At 37.4% G+C, this 22011-nt stretch carries 22 protein-coding genes; 21 read left to right on the forward strand and 1 reads right to left on the reverse strand.

Going from position 1 to position 22011, the window contains the following annotated elements; translation table 11 throughout:
* The first annotated feature begins 41 nt into the window (after positions 1-41).
* The 21 genes from DHW03_RS11065 to DHW03_RS11165 all read left to right on the forward strand — a co-directional run bounded on the left by DHW03_RS11065 (position 42) and on the right by DHW03_RS11165 (position 19713).
* The gene (locus DHW03_RS11065; protein ID WP_109926033.1) at positions 42-1751 is read left to right on the forward strand and encodes a tetratricopeptide repeat protein; all 1710 of its coding nucleotides are present in this window, start codon (positions 42-44) and stop codon (positions 1749-1751) included.
* Between the two features lie 82 nt (positions 1752-1833).
* Positions 1834-2205, forward strand: coding sequence for an NADH-quinone oxidoreductase subunit A (locus DHW03_RS11070; protein ID WP_090984401.1), 372 nt, complete (start codon positions 1834-1836; stop codon positions 2203-2205).
* A gap of 209 nt (positions 2206-2414) precedes the next feature.
* Positions 2415-2957, forward strand: coding sequence for an NADH-quinone oxidoreductase subunit B (locus DHW03_RS11075; protein WP_029282020.1), 543 nt, complete (start codon positions 2415-2417; stop codon positions 2955-2957).
* A complete protein-coding gene (locus tag DHW03_RS11080) occupies positions 2957-3457 on the forward strand; it encodes an NADH-quinone oxidoreductase subunit C (RefSeq protein WP_109925847.1) in 501 nt (166 codons plus the stop codon). Before DHW03_RS11075 ends, DHW03_RS11080 begins: the two co-directional genes overlap by 1 nt.
* A 3-nt stretch (positions 3458-3460) precedes the next feature.
* A complete protein-coding gene (locus DHW03_RS11085) occupies positions 3461-4675 on the forward strand; it encodes an NADH-quinone oxidoreductase subunit D (RefSeq protein ID WP_109925848.1) in 1215 nt (404 codons plus the stop codon).
* On the forward strand, positions 4668-5183 hold the full coding sequence (locus DHW03_RS11090; protein ID WP_109925849.1) for an NADH-quinone oxidoreductase subunit NuoE family protein: 516 nt from the start codon (positions 4668-4670) through the stop codon (positions 5181-5183). Before DHW03_RS11085 ends, DHW03_RS11090 begins: the two co-directional genes overlap by 8 nt.
* 127 nt (positions 5184-5310) lie before the next feature.
* Positions 5311-6681, forward strand: a complete 1371-nt coding sequence (gene nuoF, locus DHW03_RS11095; RefSeq protein ID WP_109925850.1) for an NADH-quinone oxidoreductase subunit NuoF — start codon at positions 5311-5313, stop codon at positions 6679-6681.
* Positions 6682-6854: 173 nt separating this feature from the next.
* A complete protein-coding gene (locus tag DHW03_RS11100; protein WP_109925851.1) occupies positions 6855-7865 on the forward strand; it encodes a 2Fe-2S iron-sulfur cluster-binding protein in 1011 nt (336 codons plus the stop codon).
* Positions 7865-8902 carry an NADH-quinone oxidoreductase subunit NuoH gene (gene nuoH / locus DHW03_RS11105; protein ID WP_109925852.1) on the forward strand — a complete coding sequence of 346 codons (1038 nt, stop codon included), beginning with the start codon at positions 7865-7867 and terminating at the stop codon, positions 8900-8902. The genes DHW03_RS11100 and nuoH overlap by 1 nt, the downstream gene beginning before the upstream one ends.
* 2 nt (positions 8903-8904) lie before the next feature.
* On the forward strand, positions 8905-9408 hold the full coding sequence (locus DHW03_RS11110) for a NuoI/complex I 23 kDa subunit family protein (RefSeq protein WP_109925853.1): 504 nt from the start codon (positions 8905-8907) through the stop codon (positions 9406-9408).
* Positions 9409-9494: 86 nt separating this feature from the next.
* The gene (locus tag DHW03_RS11115) at positions 9495-9998 is read left to right on the forward strand and encodes an NADH-quinone oxidoreductase subunit J family protein (RefSeq protein WP_109925854.1); all 504 of its coding nucleotides are present in this window, start codon (positions 9495-9497) and stop codon (positions 9996-9998) included.
* A complete protein-coding gene (gene nuoK, locus DHW03_RS11120; protein WP_109925855.1) occupies positions 9998-10327 on the forward strand; it encodes an NADH-quinone oxidoreductase subunit NuoK in 330 nt (109 codons plus the stop codon). The genes DHW03_RS11115 and nuoK overlap by 1 nt, the downstream gene beginning before the upstream one ends.
* Positions 10328-10347: 20 nt before the next feature.
* A complete protein-coding gene (nuoL, locus tag DHW03_RS11125) occupies positions 10348-12240 on the forward strand; it encodes an NADH-quinone oxidoreductase subunit L (RefSeq protein ID WP_109926034.1) in 1893 nt (630 codons plus the stop codon).
* A 20-nt stretch (positions 12241-12260) separates the two neighbouring features.
* The gene (locus DHW03_RS11130) at positions 12261-13718 is read left to right on the forward strand and encodes a complex I subunit 4 family protein (RefSeq protein WP_109925856.1); all 1458 of its coding nucleotides are present in this window, start codon (positions 12261-12263) and stop codon (positions 13716-13718) included.
* Between the two features lie 8 nt (positions 13719-13726).
* Entirely contained in the window at positions 13727-15100 is a 1374-nt protein-coding gene (locus tag DHW03_RS11135; RefSeq protein WP_109925857.1) for an NADH-quinone oxidoreductase subunit N, read from the forward strand.
* A 47-nt stretch (positions 15101-15147) separates the two neighbouring features.
* A complete protein-coding gene (locus DHW03_RS11140; RefSeq protein ID WP_109925858.1) occupies positions 15148-15801 on the forward strand; it encodes a DedA family protein in 654 nt (217 codons plus the stop codon).
* Between the two features lie 7 nt (positions 15802-15808).
* Positions 15809-16360, forward strand: coding sequence for an inorganic diphosphatase (locus DHW03_RS11145; RefSeq protein ID WP_109925859.1), 552 nt, complete (start codon positions 15809-15811; stop codon positions 16358-16360).
* A complete protein-coding gene (locus DHW03_RS11150) occupies positions 16360-17787 on the forward strand; it encodes a hemolysin family protein (RefSeq protein ID WP_109925860.1) in 1428 nt (475 codons plus the stop codon). The genes DHW03_RS11145 and DHW03_RS11150 overlap by 1 nt, the downstream gene beginning before the upstream one ends.
* A gap of 8 nt (positions 17788-17795) precedes the next feature.
* Entirely contained in the window at positions 17796-18500 is a 705-nt protein-coding gene (locus DHW03_RS11155; RefSeq protein ID WP_109925861.1) for a 16S rRNA (uracil(1498)-N(3))-methyltransferase, read from the forward strand.
* Positions 18501-18586: 86 nt separating this feature from the next.
* Complete coding sequence (locus DHW03_RS11160) at positions 18587-19210, forward strand: DUF4159 domain-containing protein (protein WP_109925862.1); 624 nt, start codon at positions 18587-18589, stop codon at positions 19208-19210.
* A 2-nt stretch (positions 19211-19212) separates the two neighbouring features.
* Positions 19213-19713: an acetyl-CoA carboxylase biotin carboxyl carrier protein subunit gene (locus tag DHW03_RS11165; RefSeq protein ID WP_109925863.1), complete on the forward strand. Its 501-nt coding sequence runs from the start codon at positions 19213-19215 to the stop codon at positions 19711-19713.
* Between the two features lie 245 nt (positions 19714-19958).
* Here DHW03_RS11165 and DHW03_RS11170 read toward each other — a convergent pair whose 3' ends face one another.
* A complete protein-coding gene (locus DHW03_RS11170; RefSeq protein ID WP_109925864.1) occupies positions 19959-21620 on the reverse strand; it encodes an SUMF1/EgtB/PvdO family nonheme iron enzyme in 1662 nt (553 codons plus the stop codon).
* Positions 21621-22011: the final 391 nt, after the last annotated feature.

A 22011-nucleotide genomic window follows, 5' to 3' on the forward strand; every position in this document is an offset into this window, starting at 1 on the left:
TAATCAACTTCATTACCATTAAAAAACAAAAATTAAATCCAATGAAAATTTCAAAGAAAGCAATAACCTTAAATGTAGGTTTAGTGTTGATGGGTTCTGCAGTTTTTGCTCAAAATTTAAACGACGCGAAAAAAGCCATTGACGCTGAACAGTATCAGAAAGCATCATCAATGCTTAAATCATTGGTGAGTTCACAAGCAACAAATGGTGAAAATTATTATAACCTGGGTTTGGTTTACTTGAAAACCGGTTATATTGATTCGGCTAGAGCAGTTTTTACGAAAGGTGTAACAGCTGATCCAAAAAGTAACCTAAACTTAATTGGCTTAGGCGAAGCGGATATGTTATCCAACAATCCAACATCAGCTAAAACCAATTTCGATAAAGCGGTAGCATTAGCGCCAAAAGACTACAAAACATATTTAAATATCGGTAAAGCTTATTTAGCTCAAGATAAGCCAAGCGAGGATGTATCTAAACCAGATTTCACCAGTGCTTTGGCTAATATCACTAAAGCTGATGAGTTAGATTCTAAAGATAAAGATGCCGATGTTTTCTTAGCACAGGGTGATGCCTACGCATTACAAAAGAAAAACTCTGAGGCATTAGGCCCATACATGAGAGTTGGTGATGTTGATCCAAACAACAGACGAGCCAAAACTCAAATTGGTAAAATGTACAAAGAATCTAGAGCTTTTCCAGAAGGTGAAAAGGAATTACAAGATGTAATTGCTGCAGATCCAAACTACGGCCCTGCTTACCGAGAATTGGGTGAGTTATACTTACAATGGAGTAGTTTTGGTACCGATCAAGAAAAAGCAAAAAAAGGTATTGAGAACTATAAAAAATATATGGATTTGACCGACAAATCTTTAGAGTCTCAATTGCGTTATGCTCAATTCTTATTTTATGCAAAGGATTTCCAAACCTTGGAGCAAGTAGCTTCAAGCATGCAAGTTCCTGCTAATGATCCAAAAGGTATCATCGTATCTCGTTTAAAAGGATGGTCTGCTTACGAAAACAAAAACTATCCTCAAGCATTAACTTATTTAACTGAGTTCTTTGCGAAGGAAAAAGATAAAACCAAAATTTTAGGTAATGATTACCTTTATTTAGGAAAATCTCAGTTAAAAGCTGGTCAAGACAGTTTAGCGGTAATGAATATCATTGAGGCAGCGAAAATCGATTCGAACAATGCTGATGCCTTGGCAGAAGCAGGTTTGGCATTGATGAAAGCAAAAAAATATGCTAAGTCTGCTGAGATTTATAATCTTGCAATTAAATACAATCCTAATGGTAAAGGGTCATTAACCAACTATTATTACTTAGGTCAAACTCGTTTCTACGAGTCGTATTTCTTGCAAAAAGACAAAAAGCCGTTAAATACAGCTGGTTTAGTTGAGGCAGATTCTGCTTTGAGCCATTTGAATAAAGTATCTCCTGAGTTTGCTTTAGGATATTTTACAAGAGCAAGGATCGCAAACCTAATGGATGATAAAACAAATCCAAAGTATGCTTCAATTCCTTTCTTTGAAAAATACATTAGCTTGGTAAAACCAGAAGAAGCAGCAAGCAATAAAAATAACTTAGTAGAATCTTATGATTATTTAGGTGCTTACTATGCTGATAAAGATAAAGCGAAAGCGGTTGATTTCTTAAACAAGAGTATCGCACTTGATCCAGCTGGCCCATTTGCAACAGCTAAATTAAAAGAGCTTCAAGCTCCAGCTGCAAAAGGAAAAGGTAAATAATAAATCTAATTAATAATTTAGGAAAGGCAGAGTTTGGTTACTCTGCCTTTTTCTTTTACTTTTGCATCAGAAAACAGAAATTATGCAAGCGCAAAGTTCAGCTATAGATTTTTTACCAATTATATTTCAAGTAATTGTGGCTTTAGGTTTCGTTGTAACCACATTGGTGGCAACACATTTCTTAGGCCCAAAACGAAAAACCAGCGATAAGCTAGAAACTTTTGAAGCAGGTGTTAAATCTATTGGTAATGCCCGTCAACCCTTTTCCATTAAATACTTTGTAGTAGCCATACTATTTGTGTTGTTTGATGTGGAAGTTATTTTTATGTACCCATGGGCGGTTAATTTCAGAGCATTAAAGATGGATGGAATGATTGAAATGTTCATTTTCATGGGCACGTTATTACTTGGTTTTATCTACGTAATTAAGAAAAAAGTTTTAGACTGGAATTAATCAACTTAGCATTGATAAAAGTGCAGATAGAAGTTGATTTTCGGTTAACATTTTAGTTAAAAATGGAAGGTGTATCGCACACACTAACCGCATCATATATTGTTTATTTAGAAAGGTTCTAAATCGAGTTAACCTAGTTTATTTGCCTTTAAAATATTGTAAATTTGTTGCTCATTCTGCAAAGGGATGAGCATTTTTTGTTTATAAACATGAGTGAAATTAATATAGTTGATGCGCCTCCGGGAATAGAAGGATCTGGTTTCTTTGCCACTTCAATGGATAAAGTTATTGGTTTGGCTCGTTCAAATTCGTTATGGCCATTACCGTTTGCAACATCATGTTGTGGAATTGAGTTTATGGCAACCATGGGTTCTCATTACGATTTGGGTCGTTTTGGTGCAGAACGTTTGAGTTTTTCTCCTCGTCAGGCAGATGTTTTAATGGTAATGGGTACAATCGCTAAAAAAATGGCGCCTGTATTAAAGCAAGTTTATATCCAAATGGCAGAGCCCCGTTGGGTGATGGCCGTTGGTGCTTGTGCAAGTAGTGGCGGTATTTTCGATACCTATTCAGTTTTGCAAGGTATTGATGAAGTGATCCCTGTGGATGTATATGTTCCAGGTTGCCCGCCAAGACCAGAAGCAATTTTAGATGGTTTTCAAAGAATTCAGGATTTGGTTAGAAACGAATCGGGTAGAAGAAGAAACTCAGATTATTATAAAGAACTTTTAGGTCAATACGGCATTAAATAATGGAAGAAGCGACTCTAAATAACAATATCCTAGCAAAACTTAGCGATAAGTTTGGCGAAAAAGTAACAGCTGTTTCTGAGCCTTATGGCTTACTATCCTTTGCAACCACCAAAGATGTTATTGTAAACGTGTTATCATTCTTAAAAAACGAATTAAAATTTAACTTTCTAACCGATATAACGGCAGTCCACTATCCTGGCAAAGATCACGGTATTGCGGTGGTATATCATCTCAACAACATGGTAGAGAAGGTTAGAATAAGAATAAAGGTTTTCATTTCTGAACAAAACCCAACCATCCCAACTGCAACAACAGTTTGGAAAGGGGCTAACTGGATGGAGCGAGAAACTTATGATTTGTTCGGTGTTAGATTTGAAGGTCACCCGGATTTACGACGTATTTTAAATATGGATGATTTAGGTGTGCACCCGATGTTGAAGCAATATCCATTGGAAGATCCGAACAGAGTAGATAAAAAAGACGAATTTTTTGGAAGGTAAAATATGAATCATAACCATCCGGTATTTACAGATAACGACCCGCAGAGTGAATTGGTAACCCTAAACTTAGGTCCAACCCACCCCGCAACCCACGGTGTTTTTCAAAACGTTTTGCAGTTAGATGGCGAGCGGATAGTGAGCGGCGTTTCTACTATTGGGTACATCCACCGTGCATTTGAAAAAATTGCCGAGCATCGCCCATTTTATCAAATTACCCCACTTACCGATCGTTTAAACTATTGTTCTTCGCCTATTAACAATATGGGTTGGCACATGACGGTTGAAAAGTTGTTAAACATCCAAATGCCGAAACGTGTGGATTATCTTCGCGTAATCATTATGGAGCTTTCAAGAATTTCCGATCACATCATTTGCAATACGATTATTGGTCAGGATACTGGAGCTACAACCACTTTCCTTTACCTTTTCCAATTCCGTGAGCACATTTACGAAATTTTCGAAGAAGTTTGTGGCGCACGTTTAACCACAAACATCGGGCGTATTGGTGGCTTCGAGAGAGATTTTAACGAAATTGCTTTTGCTAAAATCAATAAATTTTTAAAAGAATTTCCGGTGGCATTAAAAGAGTTTGAAAACCTTTTAAGCCGTAACCGTATTTTTATCGATAGAACAGCAGGTGTAGCAGAAGTAACTAAAGAAACTGCTCTGGAATATAGCTGGACAGGCCCACTTTTACGCGCCACTGGTGTGGATTATGATGTTCGTGTGAGTGATCCTTATTCATCCTATCAAGATTTTGACTTTGAAGTGCCTGTTGGTACAAGTGGTGATATATACGACCGATATTTAGTAAGAAATGAAGAAATGTGGCAGAGTGTTCGAATTATCGAACAGGCTGTTGAAAAATTGAAATCAGAACCAAAAGGTATTTTCCATGCCGATGTACCTGAATTTTATCTTCCTCCAAAACAAGAGGTTTATAACAATATGGAAGCATTAATCTATCACTTTAAAATTGTAATGGGTGAAATTGATGCGCCTAAGGCTGAGGTTTATCACGCAGTTGAAGGCGGTAACGGCGAATTGGGTTTTTATTTAATTAATGATGGCGGACGGACACCTTATCGTTTACATTTCCGCAGACCAAGTTTTGTGAATTACCAAATGTTTGCTCCAATGAGTGAAGGGATGTTGTTATCCGATGCCATTATCAACATGAGTAGTATGAATATTATTGCAGGAGAATTAGATGCTTAAAGTAGAAGAACAAACACCTGTAGTGTTCTCATCAGAATTGCTTGCCAAATTTGATGAGGTAATCACCCGTTATCCGGCAGATAAAACAAAATCGGCTTTGCTACCCTTATTACATTTGGTGCAAGCGGAGTTTTTATGGGTAAGCACTTCTGCAATGGATCAAGTTGCAGATTACTTGAAAATTCAACCTATTGAGGTTTATGAAGTAGCTACTTTCTACAGTATGTACTTTTTAAAGCCTCAAGGTAAATATGCAATGGAAGTTTGCCGTACCGGACCTTGTTGTTTGGTAGGAGCAGAAAAAATATTAAATCACTTAGAAAGTAAGTTGGGTGTTAAAGAGGGTGAAGTTACTGCAGATGGTTTATTCAGCTTTAGAGGAGTTGAATGTTTGGCAGCCTGTGGTTTTGGCCCGGTTTTACAAATTAGCCCTGAATATACCTTCTATGAAAACCTAACTACCGAAAGCGTAGATAAATTGATTGAAGATTTAAAGAACAAGATTTGAGAAACTAGATATGGGATATGAGATTTGAGAAATTAGATAAGAGAAATGAAAAAGACAAGAGTCTAATCTTCATCTTTCATTTAAAGGCTCACATCTTATATCTCACATCTCACATCTAAAAAGATAAATGAGTCGCAAATTATTACTTGAGCATATTAACGTACCAGGCATCAATACACTTGAGGTCTATCGCCAAAAAGGTGGGTACCGTGCCGTAGAAAAAGCTCTTAAAACTTTAACACCCGAGGAAATTGTTGAAGAAGTTAAGAAATCTGGATTACGCGGTCGCGGGGGTGCAGGTTTTCCTACGGGGATGAAATGGAGCTTTTTGGCTAAGCCAGAAGGCGTTGCACGCTATTTGGTTTGCAATGCAGACGAATCTGAGCCAGGGACTTTTAAAGACCGTTATTTGATGACTCATATTCCTCATGCATTGATTGAAGGAATGATTGTTTCGAGCTTTGCATTAGGTGCGAAGGTTTCCTATATCTACGTTCGTGGAGAGATGATGCCCCAAATCCGTATTTTGGAGAAGGCCATTGCAGAAGCTAAAGCAGCTGGTTGGTTAGGCAAAAACATTTTAGGTACAGGTTACGATCTAGAATTATATGTTCAACCAGGTGGTGGTGCATACATATGCGGCGAGGAAACTGCTTTGTTAGAATCACTTGAGGGTAAAAGAGGTAATCCTAGAATAAAACCACCTTTCCCTGCTATTGCAGGATTGTACGGCTGTCCAACAGTGGTGAACAATGTAGAATCTATTGCTGCAGTGGTGCCAATTATCAACGATGGTGGTGATGAGTATGCTAAAATTGGAATTGGTAGAAGTACAGGTACAAAATTAATCTCAGCTTCTGGAAATTTAGTAAAACCAGGTGTTTATGAAATAGAATTGGGTTTACCTGTTGAAGAATTTATCTATTCAGACGAATATTGTGGAGGTATTGCCAATGGTAAAAAACTTAAAGCAACTGTAGCTGGTGGCTCATCAGTGCCTATTTTGCCAGCGAATTTGACTTTAAAATACGCAAATGGCGAACCTCGGTTAATGAGTTACGAATCCTTATCGGAAGGTGGATTTGCTACAGGAACCATGTTGGGCTCTGGTGGTTTTATCGCTTTTGATGAAGACCAATGTATTGTTAGAAATACCTGGAATTTTGCTCGCTTTTATCATCACGAAAGTTGCGGACAATGTTCGCCTTGCCGTGAAGGAACGGGTTGGATGGAAAAGGTTTTGCATAAAATTGAGCACGGTCATGGTAAGATGGAAGATGTGGATTTGCTATGGGATATTCAGCGAAAAATTGAAGGCAATACCATTTGTCCTTTAGGTGATGCTGCTGCCTGGCCTGTTGCAAGTGCGATTAGACACTTTAGAGATGAATTTGAATGGCATATTAAAGAGCCAATCAAAAGTCAGCAACAAAATTATGGTCTAGCAAACTATGCTAATCCGATAGCGAAAGCTGAAGAAGTAAAAAATCCAAATTAAAGAGTAAAAGCGCCTGTTAAATTGGCTATACTTTTCAATTATAGATTAAAATTATTAAAAGGAGTGGATTAAATATGAATGATTTTGGCTTCTATAATAATGAACATGAACAAGGAATAAAACTAGGAATGTTAAAGATTTTCAATTTTTAATTTTCACTTTTGACTTATAAAATGAGTGATAAAGTAAAAGTAACAATAGACGGGATAACAGTAGAAGTTGACAACGGTACCACCATCTTAAATGCTGCGAGGCAAATTGGAGGTGACATCGTTCCGCCAGCCATGTGCTATTATTCTAAGTTAGAGGGCAGTGGTGGTAAGTGCCGTACTTGCATCGTAAAGGTGACGAAAGGCTCTGAAAAAGACCCTCGCCCAATGCCAAAGTTGGTCGCATCTTGCCGTACAACCGTAATGGATGGTATGGAAGTACTTAACATTACCTCTCCAGAAGTTTTGGAAGCAAGAGCCGGTGTTGTAGAAATTCTATTAATTAACCATCCACTAGATTGCCCAGTTTGTGACCAGGCTGGTGAATGCGACTTGCAGAATTTAGGCTACGAGCACGGTTTACAAAAAACTCGTTACGAGTTTGAGCGTCGTACTTTCGAAAGAATTGACATAGGTGATAAAATTCAATTGCACATGAATCGTTGTATTTTGTGCTATCGCTGTGTTTTCACTGCTGATCAGATTACAAATAAGCGTGTACATGGCATCTTAAATCGCGGCGATCATTCCGAAATTTCAACTTACATTCAAACAGCTGTTGACAATGATTTCTCAGGAAATGTGATTGATGTTTGCCCTGTTGGTGCTTTAACAGATAGAACCTTCCGTTTTAAAAACCGCGTTTGGTTTACCAAACCCATTGATGCACACCGCAATTGCGACCATGAAAAATGCAATGGAAAGGTAACACTTTGGTATAAAGGGGAGGATGTTTTGCGTGTAACGGCTCGTAAAGATCAATTTGGTGAGGTTGAAGAATTTATCTGTAATACCTGCCGTTTTGACAAGAAAGCAACTTCAGATTGGGTGATTGAACATCCAACCCATATTGATGATACATCTGTAATTGCATCAAATCATTATGAAACATTGAAACCTTTGCATGTTATTCAGCCAAATCAGGCTTTACAAGATGCGAATGAAATTGAATTACATAAAACAGTAAAATACTAATGGATACAGGTTTTATCATAGAAAAATTTATTCTGGTAACAGTAATTTTTGGTATCAGTTTGGTAATTGCCATGTATTCTACCTATGCGGAACGTAAAGTTGCCGCCTATCTTCAAGATCGCTTGGGTCCGGATAGAGCTGGCCCTTTTGGAATTTTACAACCCTTAGCAGATGGATTGAAGATGTTTATGAAGGAGGAAATTATTCCGACAACATCAAGCAAATGGTTATTTATCGCTGGGCCGGGTTTAGCATTATTGTGTGCATGTATTGGTACGGCAGTTATCCCTTGGGGCAGCCCTGTATTAATCGCCGGAAAGGTCATTCCACTTCAAGTTTCTGATATTAATGTGGGGGTTCTTTACATTTTTGGAGTGGTTTCTTTAGGTGTGTATGGTGTTATGATTGGTGGATGGGCGTCCAATAACAAGTATTCTTTATTGAGTGCAATACGTGCGGCATCACAAAACATCAGTTATGAAATTGCAATGGGGTTATCCATCATCGCCCTGCTTTTAATGACTAATACCTTGAGCTTAAAGCAAATTGTTGAACAGCAGCATGGCTTTAATTGGAACGTTTGGTACCAACCAGTAGGTTTTATCATTTTTATGGTATGCTCTTTTGCTGAAACCAACCGTGCACCATTTGATTTACCAGAATGTGAAACGGAGTTAATTGGTGGTTATCACACGGAATATTCGTCAATGAAACTTGGTTTTTACCTGTTTGCGGAATACATCAATATGTTTGTCTCATCAGCGGTAATGGCAACATTATACTTTGGAGGATACAATTATCCGGGGATGGATTATATTGCTGCACACTGGGGGCCAACATGGGCGCCATTGTTTGGAACTGTAATCTTATTTGCGAAAATATTCTTTTTCATCTTTTTCTTTATGTGGGTACGGTGGACAATCCCGCGTTTCCGTTACGATCAATTGATGAATTTGGGTTGGAGAGGATTAATACCTTTGGCTATTGCCAACATTATAATAACTGGAGTTGTGATTGCGATTATTGAGAAGTTTTAATTATGGAATCATTAAGTAACAAGAAAAAAGTACTGGAACAAAAGCCTCTGAGCTTTATGGAGCGCATGTACCTACCTGCAATTATGAAAGGTATGGGCATAACCATCAGCCACTTATTCAAAAAAGAGGCTACTATACGATATCCAGAAGTAGAACGCGAATTTTCTGCCAACTTTAGAGGTATGCACTCACTTAAGCGTGATGAAAACGGCAAAGAACGTTGTACCGCTTGTGGTTTATGTGCTTTATCATGCCCTGCGGAAGCAATTACCATGATTGCAGCCGAGCGTAAACCCGAAGAGAAAGATTTATACAGAGAAGAAAAATATGCAGCAACTTATGAAATTAATATGCTTCGCTGTATTTTTTGCGGATTGTGTGAAGAGGCTTGCCCTAAAGAAGCAATTTATTTAGATGGGCCAATTGTTCCTGCTGATTACCTTCGTAAAGATTTTATTTACGGGAAAGACAAATTGGTAGAAGCTCCATTAGAAATGAAAAAATAATAACGTCAGCTAAATTTTCAGCACTCAATAAAAAGGAACCTGAAATTAGTTTAGTTGAGCGTAAACAAATAAACAAATATAAATTAATGAGTACACAAGTATTCTATTTCGTAGCCACATTAAGTATCATCTTTTCGCTGATGGTGATTTTTGCAAAAAATCCAATCCACAGTGTATTGTACTTAATTCTTACCTTTTTTACCTTTACCGTTCACTACGTGCTATTAAATGCACAATTTTTGGCCGTGGTAAACTTTATTGTTTACATGGGGGCAATTATGGTTCTGTTTTTATTCGTATTGATGCTCCTTAATTTGAATAATGAGACTGAGCCATCAAAATCGCCACTAATTAAGATTGTAGGCGTAATTGCAGGAGGCTGTTTAATTGTAACCTTAATTGGTTCACTTAAAGCCACAGCCATTTCAAGTCCGTTAATTTTGAAAAACCAAGGATTGGGTTTGGTAGAGAATTTAGGTAAGGAGCTTTTTGGGCCATTTTTATTACCGTTTGAATTGTCATCTCTATTACTATTGTCGGCAATGGTTGGAGCCGTTTTATTATCTAAAAGAGATGAGGTAGAAGCATAATGGAAAATTTAACAACAACAATGCAAGGCGTTCCGCTAAATCATTACATCTATTTAAGTGCTATAATTTTCACAATAGGTGTAATTGGCGTTTTAACACGCAGAAACGCAATCGTAATTTTTATGTCGGTAGAGCTGATGTTAAATGCTGTTAATTTGCTTTTAACTGCTTTTTCAGTTCACAGTAATGATCCATCAGGACAGGTTTTCGTATTTTTCATTATGGCTTTGGCTGCTGCAGAAGTAGCAGTAGGACTCAGTATCATTGTAATGGTTTACAGAAATACAAAATCGATAGATATTAATGTTTTAAATCGCCTTAAGTGGTAGTTATATAGTAATAAATGAAAATAGAACAATTGATCTGGCTGGTTCCATTACTTCCTTTTTTAGGTTTTGTAATTAATGGATTGGGCAGAAAATCTTTATCTAAAGGACTAGTAGGTGTTATTGGCAGCGGGGTTATCCTTGCTTCATTTATCATCAGTTTAGTTATTTTCTTTAGTTTACAAGGCGATGCACAAAAATCTCACGAAGTCTTTTTGTTTGATTGGATTAGTGCTGGCACATTACACATTCCTTTATCTTTTCTGGTTGATCCTTTGAGTTCAATTATGCTTTTAATCATTACTGGAATTGGATTTTTAATTCACCTGTATTCTACCAGCTACATGCATGATGATGAAGGATTCGGCAAGTTTTTTAGCTACCTAAACCTGTTTGTATTCTTCATGCTTTTATTGGTGTTGGGATCAAACTATATCGTAATGTTTATTGGCTGGGAAGGTGTAGGACTTTGCTCTTATTTATTGATTGGATTTTGGTACACCAATTCTGCTTATGCTTCGGCAGCAAAAAAAGCCTTTGTAATGAACCGTATAGGTGATTTAGGCTTTTTGTTGGGCGTTTTCTTATTGTTTAACTTTTTTGGAAGTGTTGAGTTTTCTAAAATATTCCCTCAAGCCATTTCGATTTCGAAAGATAACAACACGATTGTTTTAATAACCATTTTGTTATTTATTGGCGCCTGCGGTAAGTCGGCCCAGCTACCTTTATTTACTTGGTTGCCTGATGCAATGGCTGGACCAACGCCCGTTTCGGCGTTAATCCATGCTGCAACGATGGTAACCGCTGGTATCTATATGATTGCGCGCTCAAGTGTATTATTTGATCTTGCGCCCATTACACAAAACATCATTGCGATTGTTGGTGCTGCAACGGCGTTGATTGCTGCAATCATCGCGTTAACTCAAACCGATATTAAGAAGGTATTGGCTTATTCAACGGTATCTCAACTGGGATATATGTTTTTAGGTTTAGGTATTGGGGCTTATACTGGATCATTTTTCCATGTAATTACCCACGCATTCTTCAAAGCATTGCTGTTTTTAGGAGCAGGGTCAGTAATTCATGCCATGCACCACGAGCAGGATATGCGCCACATGGGTGGTTTGCGGAAAAAGCTTCCAATTACGTTTTTTACCATGATGATTGGTACCATTGCCATTGCAGGTTTGCCACCATTTTCGGGTTTCTTTTCTAAAGACGAAATTTTAGCCAATGCTTTTGAACACAATAAAGTGCTTTGGGCAGTTGGAGTATTTACCGCCTTCTTAACCGCATTTTATATGTTTAGAATGATGTTCCTTACCTTTTCTGGTCAATACAGAGGAACACATCACGAAGAAAGCCATGTGCACGAATCTCCAAAAGCTATGACTATTCCGTTAATTATCTTAGCTGTTTTAGCCGCGATAGGCGGAGCCATTAATGCACCGGAAATTTTAGGTGGCCATGATTGGTTGGCCCATTGGTTAGCGCCAGTTGTAGCACAACATGAATTAGGCTTAAACCACTCTACAGAATTTACCTTAATGGGAATTTCGGTAGGTGCAGCTGTTATCGCGTTGGTTTATGCTTACACGAGATATGTAAAAGGCGCACGTGTACCTGTTGCTGACGAAGCACCACGCACTGCCTTGGCTAAGCTATCTTACAATAAATTTTATTTGGATGAGATTTATGATTTCTTAATTACTAAGCCTTTAGATGGACTTTCCAAATTCTTCTACAAAGTAATTGATACGAAATTTATAGATGGAATTGTGAACGGATTAGGGTGGAGTACAAACGAGGCCAGTAAGGGCGTCCGTTTATTACAAAGTGGAAACGTAGGTTTCTACATATTTATGATGGTATTTGGTATCGTCGCATTGTTATTATATACATTTTTATACATATAAAAAGGGTTCAAAATTAAATAATGGAACAACTTTTACTACTCATATTTCTTCCGCTTATAGGTGCAATTATTACGGCATTTACAGGGAAGTCAGCTAAAATAATTTCTACTGTTTTCGCAGTAGCTTCTTTAGGCTTGGCATTGGTTATCGCATTCACTTTTATTCCTGATGCAAGCACACAGTTTGAAGCCAATTTACCATGGATTGCAGATTTGGGCATTCGTTTCCACGCAGGTATAGACGGCATTAGTCTGCTTGTAGTGTTGCTTACCAACCTTTTGGTGCCGATTATTATTTTATCGAGTTACAATCACGAATATAAAAACCCAGCGGCCTTTTATGCTCTAATTCTGTTTATGCAAAGCGGACTATTGTTGGTTTTTACAGCAATGGATGCGTTCTTATTTTACATCGGATGGGAAGCGGCGTTAATTCCAATTTATTTCATTTGTGCCGTATGGGGAGGCAAAGACCGTATTCGAATCAACATGAAGTTTTTCGTTTATACGATAGCGGGTTCACTGTTTATGCTGATGGGGATAATTTATTTATATCTTCAAAACACAGCTCATAATTTCGACCTTCAAACTTTGTATTCCTTAAACTTAAATCCTACACAACAAGGCTGGATTTTCTGGGCTTTTTTCATCGCATTCGCCATTAAAATGCCAATATTTCCTTTTCATACTTGGCAACCAGATACTTATACCTCAGCACCAACACCAGGTACTATGCTGTTATCGGGTATTATGTTAAAGATGGGTATTTATGGTTTAATCAGATGGTTATTGCCAATTGTTCCTCAGGGCGTTCAAGAATGGGGTAATCTTGTCATTATTTTATCGATTATCGGAATCGTTTATGCATCGCTAATTGCTTTTACACAGAAGGATGCTAAACGTTTAGTTGCGTATTCATCTATTGCACACGTTGGTTTAATTTCTGCAGGTATATTTGCCTTAAATCAACAAGGTATGCAGGGTGCAATGGTTCAAATGTTAAGTCACGGGATCAATGTGGTGGGCTTATTTTATGTGTTAGATATTATCTTCTCTCGTGTTAAAACCAATAAAATTGAAGAGTTGGGTGGCATTGCCAAAACTGCTCCACAATTAGCAATCGTTTTCTTAATTATTGTTTTAGGTACGGTTGCATTGCCAGGCACCAACGGGTTTATAGGTGAATTTTTACTGCTGTTAGGCGTATATAACTACAGCATTTGGGCGGCTGCCGTTGCAGGTTTAACCATCATATTTGGTGCAGTTTATATGTTAAGAATGTACCAAAATGTTATGCTTGGACAAACCAACAGCTTAACGATCACTTTTACAGATATTAAGGGAACCGAGAAATTAGTTCTTTACACCATTTGTGTATTAATTATTGTTTTGGGTGTATATCCAAAACCACTATTGCATTTAACAGAGGCATCTGTGCAACATTTATTAGAACAGGTAAATCAAAAATTAAAACAGTAACATAAGCAATGAATATTATTATAACCATTAGTATAACAGCTTTTTTGGTGCTTTACGCAGGTTTGTTTAAAGCAAATAAGGCATTACTACCGCTTACCGTTGTTGGTTTACTTACTGCATTAGGATTTACCTTTTACGCATGGGATGGCAATGCTGTACATTATGGAATGATGCAAACAGATAATTTTGCCTTGGCATTTTCTGCCGTGTGTATAGTGGGTACATCATTGATTTTTCTCCTCACACAAAATTACTTTCATGCTAAAAGCGATAACATTGCTGAATATTATACCTTAATACTATTCTCCCTTGCCGGGATGATTATGATGGTATCTTACAAAAACATGGCGATGCTTTTTGTTGGATTGGAGATCATGTCTGTGAGTTTATACATTCTTGCCGGAATTAGAAAAAAGGATTTTGCAAGCAATGAAGCTTCATTGAAATACTTTTTAATGGGGGCATTTTCAACAGGTTTCTTATTATTTGGGATCACTTTAATTTACGGTGCCACAGGCTCATTTGATTTAGATAAAATTCAAGCCTATTTAGTATCCAATCCACAAACAATTTCCCCAATATTTTATCCTGGGGTTATATTAATGATGATTGGTTTAAGCTTCAAAGTTGGAGCTGCTCCTTTCCATTTCTGGACACCGGATGTGTATGAAGGCTCGCCATCTTTAATTACTACTTTTATGAGTACGGTAGTTAAAACGGCAGGTTTTGCAGCATTCTTAAGATTGTTTGCTGGTGCTTTTGCCCCGCTTCACGATTTTTGGGTTGTGCCCCTAATCGTAATTGTATGTTTAACATTATTTATCGGTAACGTTACCGCTTTGTTCCAAAAGAACTTTAAACGCATGTTAGCCTATTCGAGTATTTCTCATGCAGGTTACCTATTATTTTCGCTTATTGTTTTAAGTAAAAACTCCGAAAGCAGCGTATTGGTGTACGCTTCGGCTTATACCTTTGCCTCTATTATTGCTTTTGCAGTGTTAATCTTGGTTAAACAAAAAACAGGTAGCGATCATTTTGAGAGCTTTAACGGCTTAGGTAAGAAAAATCCTTTGGTGGCTTTATGCTTAACAGTGGCGATGCTATCACTAGCAGGGATACCATTAACAGCAGGTTTCATTGGCAAATATCTGATGTTTTTAAACGTAATGGGTGAGTATCAAACGCTATTAGTTGCCTTTGCAATCTTAAATGCTTTGGTCGGTTTTTATTACTATTTCAAGGTTATTGTGGCCATGTGGTTCAAAGATGGAGCTGAAGTAGAACTTGCCACACCAGCACAATATAAAGTTGTTTTAATCATCTCTGTAGCCATTACGATAATTTTGGGTGTTTATCCTGCAATTATTTTAAACCTAATATAGGTATGCAGTTGTTTAATAATTATTTGTAGTTTTACGAATAATTGAATATGCACGATTTTTGGAATAACCTGCATCAACTAATTGATCCCGAAAAATTATTGAGGGAGGGCGGTTTCTATCTTGTAATATTTGTAATCTATGCAGAAACTGGTCTATTCTTTGGCTTCTTTCTTCCCGGTGATTATTTATTGTTTTTGGCGGGTATGTTTGTTGCTACAGGTAAGCTGGATGTTAACATTGCCGTACTCTTAGCTGGCCTATGTATAGCCGCCATAATGGGCAATTTTACTGGCTATTGGTTTGGACGTAAAACAGGACCAGTGTTGTACACCAGAAAAGACAGTTTCTTCTTTAAAAAGAAATATTTAAAGGCGGCAGAAGATTATTATAACAAGCAAGGAGCGTTTGCACTCATAATGGGCAGATTTGTTCCGATAGTTAGAACTTTTGCACCGATTTTTGCTGGTGTAGTTAAACTGGATGTAAAAAGATTCGCATTTTATAATATTGTTGGCGGCGTTTTGTGGATTACATCGTTGACATTACTAGGCTATTTTCTAGGCAAACGTTTCGAAAAAGAAATAAACGATTATTTATTATATATTATTATTGGGTTTATCTTTATAACAACTATTCCATTATTAATTACCTTTGTAAAAAGTAAAGTAGTGAAAAGTCCCGAAGAGGATAAACAGATTTAAATTAAAAATGGCAAAAGACGATCATCACGCATGGCATAGCGTATCTCCTGGTTCAAACCTTCCAGAAGTTGTAAACGCAATTATTGAAATTCCAAAAGGTTCAAAAGCAAAATACGAAATAGACAAAGAATCTGGTTTAATCAAGTTAGACAGGGTTCTTTTTTCATCAGTAATGTACCCAGCAAATTATGGCTTTATCCCACAAACGTATTGTGATGATAAAGATCCATTAGATATTTTGGTGCTTTGTTCTGTTGATGTTTACCCAATGACCTTAATCGAAGCTAAGGTAGTTGGTGTAATGCACATGGTTGATAACGGCGAACAAGATGATAAAATTATAGCGGTAGCTGCTCATGATATGTCTGTTAATTATATTAACGATTTGGACGAGTTGCCTCCACATCAAATGAAAGAAATTGTACGCTTCTTCCAAGATTACAAAGCATTAGAAGATAAAAATGTGACTATCGAGCATTTATTAGGTGTTCGTTATGCACATAAAGTAATCAGGGAAAGTATAGAATTATACAATACAACATTTAGAGAATTAGCATAATGGATTTACCCACGGTCTGTTTGTTTTTAAATTTTAAATTAAGCGCAATATTATCATCCCCTACACTTGCTGTTGCAGCTTTAGAAGAGCCTGATACCGGCTCAGTTGGTTGGAGGTTATTTTTTGCCTTATTTTTGGTGCTATTGAATGGATTTTTTGTTGCGGCAGAGTTCGCAATCGTAAAAGTAAGAGCATCACAAATAGAAATTAAAGCAAAAACAGGCAGCAGAGTAGGTAAAATGGCGAAAGGCATTATCCACAATTTAGATGGATACCTTGCCGCAACCCAGTTAGGTATAACGCTTGCATCACTTGGTTTAGGCTGGGTGGGTGAAGGCGTTATGCATACCATTTTCAAAAATCTCTTTGATAGCCTGCATTGGGGATTTAGTGATGCATTCATTCATTCCGCATCAACGGTAGTGGCATTCTCCGTTATCACGATTATGCACATCGTTTTTGGAGAACTTGCACCAAAATCATTCGCCATACAAAGGCCAGTGGCAACAACCTTGTTTGTTTCTGTTCCACTACAAATATTTTATATTGTTTTTAGGCCTGCAATCTGGACATTGAACAGTTTGGCAGCAGTAATTCTTAAACCATTTGGTATTGATACTGCAGGCGGGCACGAATCACTTCACAGTACCGAAGAACTTCAGTATTTACTAGATCAAGGGAAAGAAAGTGGTGCTTTAGATAATAACGAGCACGAATTAATTAAAAACGTTTTTGATTTTAATGAACGTGTAGTTAAAAACATCATGGTGCCACGAACCAAGATTTCAGGGATTGAATTAACGGCCTCCAGAGAAGATGTGATCGATACCATTATCAAGGAAGGTTACTCTCGTTTGCCGGTATATGATGAAATCATGGATAAAATCGTTGGGATTATTCATGCTAAAGATATTTTGCCTTTGGTCATGTCTGGCAATCAAAACTGGACATTGAGCGATATCATCCGAAAGCCTTACTTCGTTACAGAAACCAAAAAAATTAACGATTTGATGAGTGAATTGCAAAGCAATCGCATTCAGATTTCTATTGTTTTAGATGAATTTGGTGGTACTGCTGGTATGGTAACGCTAGAAGATATTGTAGAGGAATTGGTGGGTGAAATACAGGATGAGTACGATGAAGAGAAGCCGTTGGTTGAAAAGGTGTCGGATAATGAATTCATTGTGAATGCCTTTGCAACCGTTTATGATGTAAATGAGCATTTGCCACACGATTTGCCTGAGGATGAAGATTTCGATACCATTGGTGGATTAGTTTCTCATGTTTTTGAAAGAATTCCTGAAGTTGGTGAAAGCAATGAATCTTATGGTTACCTATTTACCATCCTAAAGAAAACCGATCAAAACATCGAAACGATAAAATTAGAATTGGTTATCAATGAAGCTGATATGGTTGATAATCACTAAATTCAACTATGCATATTTTCTATACGCCAGATATTACCCAAAATACCTATACCCTAAGCGAAGAAGAAAGCAAACATTGTGTAAGGGTTTTACGCTTGTCTATTGGCAGCTTAGTTAATCTTGTTGATGGTAAGGGTGGGTTTTATACCGCTGAAATTACATCTGACAATCCCAAAAAGGTACGACTCTCTGTTCAAAAGGTCGAATCGGAGTTTAATAAGAGAAATCATTATCTGCATATTGCCGTAGCACCAACCAAAAATATTGATCGTTTAGAGTGGTTTTTGGAAAAAGCCACCGAACTCGGGATAGACGAGATTACACCAATCATAACGGATCGATCTGAAAGAAGAGTCGTGAAGGAAGATCGTCTAATCAAAGTAATCACCTCAGCCGTAAAACAATCCATAAAGGCTTATCATCCAAAACTAAATGATGCCATCTCTTTTGATGCATTTTTATCACAATCTTTTGATGGGGACAAATTAATAGCGCATTGTATAGACAGTGGTAGTAAGAAATACATTTCTGATCTAATACACCCGCATGGGAAGTATTTGGTATTAATTGGTCCTGAGGGAGATTTTACCCCAGAAGAAGTAAATGAGGCTTTGAACAAAGATTTTAAAGCTTTAACTTTAGGGAACAACAGGCTTAGAACGGAAACTGCCGCACTATCTGCCTGCTTCGAGATCAATTACATTAACCGATAGCCAATTTGAAGTTTAGCATTTTCAATATTCCATTTTCAAAATTACGAAACTCGGTCTTGGGCATCTGCTTGTTGGTTTGTAGTTTCATGTGGTCCGCTTTCAGTATCTTTCCGCCGTCATACAGGATGGCTAAATTAAAATATAATGGTGGCGGAGATTGGTACGCAGACAGAACGGCTTTGCCAAATTTAATTGCTTTTTGCAATGCAAACCTCAAAACGAATTTTTACCCTGAAGAGAGTATTGTAGAGGTTGGAAGCAAGGAAATTTTTAATTACCCATTTATTTACATGACTGGGCATGGGAATGTGGTGTTCAGCGATCAAGAAATAAAAAATTTAAGGCAATATTTAACTGGAGGAGGTTTTCTTCATATCGATGATAATTACGGTTTGGATAAATTTATCAGGCCACAGATGAAAAAGGTGTTTCCTGAGTTATCTTTTGAAGAATTACCAGCCAACCATCCACTTTATAATCAGAAATATAAATTTGTTGGTGGATTGCCTAAGATTCACGAACATGATGGCAAGCGGCCTCAAGGCTTTGCGCTAATTTACAAAGGCAGAGTAGTATGCTATTATACCTTTGAGTGCGATTTAGGCAACGGCTGGGAAGACTTTGGCACCTATCCTGAAGATACACAAGAAACCAGAACGAAAGCCCTTAAAATGGGCGCAAACTTAGTTCAATACGCCTTAACCCAGTAACTATGCATCAAGTAAAAGTTAATGATCGGTTCGATTTCGAAATCGATAATAAAGGGAATGAATTATTTATTAATCATGACTTAGTACACCTGGATTTAAGTGCGATTTCGGACAATACTACTCATGTAATTTATAAAAATCAATCTTTTAACACCGAGCTTGTAGAAATCAATCAAGCTGAAAAAACCTGTACCATTAAAGTAAATGGCAACACTTATTCGGTTAAGGTTGAAGATCAATTTGATCAGTTATTAAAGCAATTGGGATTAGATAATTTGGCGACGGCTAAAGTGCTTGATGTAAAGGCACCGATGCCGGGTTTAGTGCTTAAAGTTATTGTAGAAGAGGGAACGGAGATTAAGAAAGGCGATAATTTGTTAATTCTGGAAGCGATGAAGATGGAGAATATTCTAAAATCGCCCTCTGATGGCATTGTGAAGAAAATTAGTGTTAACCAAGGGGATAAAGTTGAAAAGAACCAAGTATTGATTCAATTCAAATAACTGAAGTTCACTATCACGCAAATATCTTTTAGCAGCGGATAAGACCCTAAAATAAATTTGGGCTGACAACACCTTATAACTGTCTTTTAGCCCCCCCCCCTCTAATGCTGAATACATTTTAGCGCTTTGATGGATGTTGATTGGCTTAAGTATTGCCCTTTGGTATTGAACAAAACCAGGTCAAACAATAGCATTTTTTCCAAAAGAAAAGGCCTCGATTTTGTCGAGGCCTTTTCTTTAAAAAGTTATCTTCCTTTGCTTACCCTAAAAGGTTTTGAAGGCGGGTTTTTGAATTGTCTTTTACCTTGAGTGCTAATTTCTGGCGCACCAAGCATGGTCATTGCACATCTGAAACCTACTTCGGCTGATGATTCATCTTGTTGCATAAAACGACGTGTTGCTGGGTTTAACCAATATGCCATATCGTTCCATGAACCACCTTTATAAACTCTTGATTTATCGTTAACTAAAGTAACGCCTTCATCATTTAGCAATTTGTTCTGTTTATCGCGGTAGCCTCTTTCATCCGCTTGGTAAGAAGTAACCTGTGCTGTTGGATCAGGAGATTTAGCAATTGAATCTGCTCTTTTCGCTAGTGCTTGCTTATCCGCCCAGCTTAATTTCTTTCCAGAATAAGCATTCTGTTTGATTGGCTTACCGTATTTATCTAAGGCAATTTTTCCATTGGCAGCGTCCGAAAGTTGTTTGTCTTGAAACTGGTTACCACGATATGGATTAAATGCGTCTGCATTAGTAAATGTACCGGTACGATAAACATCATTTACCCATTCGTTAACGTTTCCAGCCATATTGTATAAACCAAAATCGTTGGCAGTGTAAGATATTACTGGAACAGTCAAATCACCTTTATCATTTAAAGATCCGGCCACACCCATGTAATCACCAGGAGCTCTCTTAAAGTTGGCTTGAATCATGCCACGAGTTTTTTTCTTCGCAGAACTTACACCCAAACCATTCCATGGGTAAATTTTATTCTGATTGATGTTTTCGTATTCTGTATTTCCGATTAATCCTAAAGCAGCATATTCCCACTCAGCCTCTGTTGGGAGACGGTATGGTTGCATGATTACGCCATCTTCTAATGTTGCATTTCTGGTTGGTAATCCTTTTCCACCTCTTCCACCAGCAGCACCAACTGATGCACCGGCTTTTGCATTATAATCAACTGGAGCATTTTTTCCCTTATCATCATACTGCCCATTTAAATAAGCATCCGTATTGAAGGGTTTATCTGGTCTAGCCGTTGCAGCAGCAGTTGTAGAATTGTTTCCCTTACCCGATGTTCCACCAGCAAGCGTTTTGTAATCTGTTAAGATTCCTTTTTCACGAAGAATAAATTCGTTTGCTTGAGAAGTTCTCCATTCGCAATAGCGAGATGCCTGCTCCCAAGAAACACCAACTACCGGGTAATCGCGGTAAGCTGGGTGACGTAAGTAATTATCTACGTAAGGCTCGTTGTATGATAAAGCACTCCGCCAAACCAATGTATCTGGTAATTCATTGTAGTAATACTCGCGATCTTCAGGATAGCTTACTCTAATCCAGTGTAAATATTCTAACCAATCGGTATTAGAAACCTCAGTTTCATCCATATAAAAAGAGGGTACAGTAACCTGTCTTTTGTAGTTGTAGATGTTCGGTTCTACACCAGCTACTTCAATTGCACTACCGCCAACAACCAAAACTCCACCTTCAATTGGGATTAAGCCTGGCCCTGGGGCACGTTTGTACTTTGTAGCTACAGCAAAACCCCCTGGAGTTTTACTTTTTCTATCCGCATAGGGAATACCTGTTTTGCTTGAGGCGTTCCCTCCTTTCGAGCTACAGCCAGAAAGCAGGCCTACAAGAGATAAACAAGCAAAAGAATATAGTAATAGTTTTTTCATATATGCTTAGTAATATAGCCCAAAGGCCATTCAAATGATAAAATTACGTAAATTAAAATGAATAATAAAGTTTGTTGTAACAAAATTGCGAATATATTTCTCTTGCATAACGTATTATTATTTAACCTATTGTGTGTGTTTGGGTTTTGGGTATTTATTTTCTTAAATAATTAACATTCAGACACATAAATTTTCACGTATTTAATATTCGCATTACTTTGACTGAACTTAGAAAGAAGGAATAAATTATGGGGATAAATTTTTAAATGAATAAAATTATGCGCTGCGTTTGCTGTAAATCGTTTAAGAACTGTGGATCAATTGTAATAATTAAAGCGATGAAGAAACGTGTCTATTTAATCAGTAATATTTTTTCACTTTTGTAAGCGTT

Source organism: Pedobacter yonginensis, assembly GCF_003173595.1.
Taxonomy (GTDB): Bacteria; Bacteroidota; Bacteroidia; order Sphingobacteriales; family Sphingobacteriaceae; genus Pedobacter; species Pedobacter yonginense.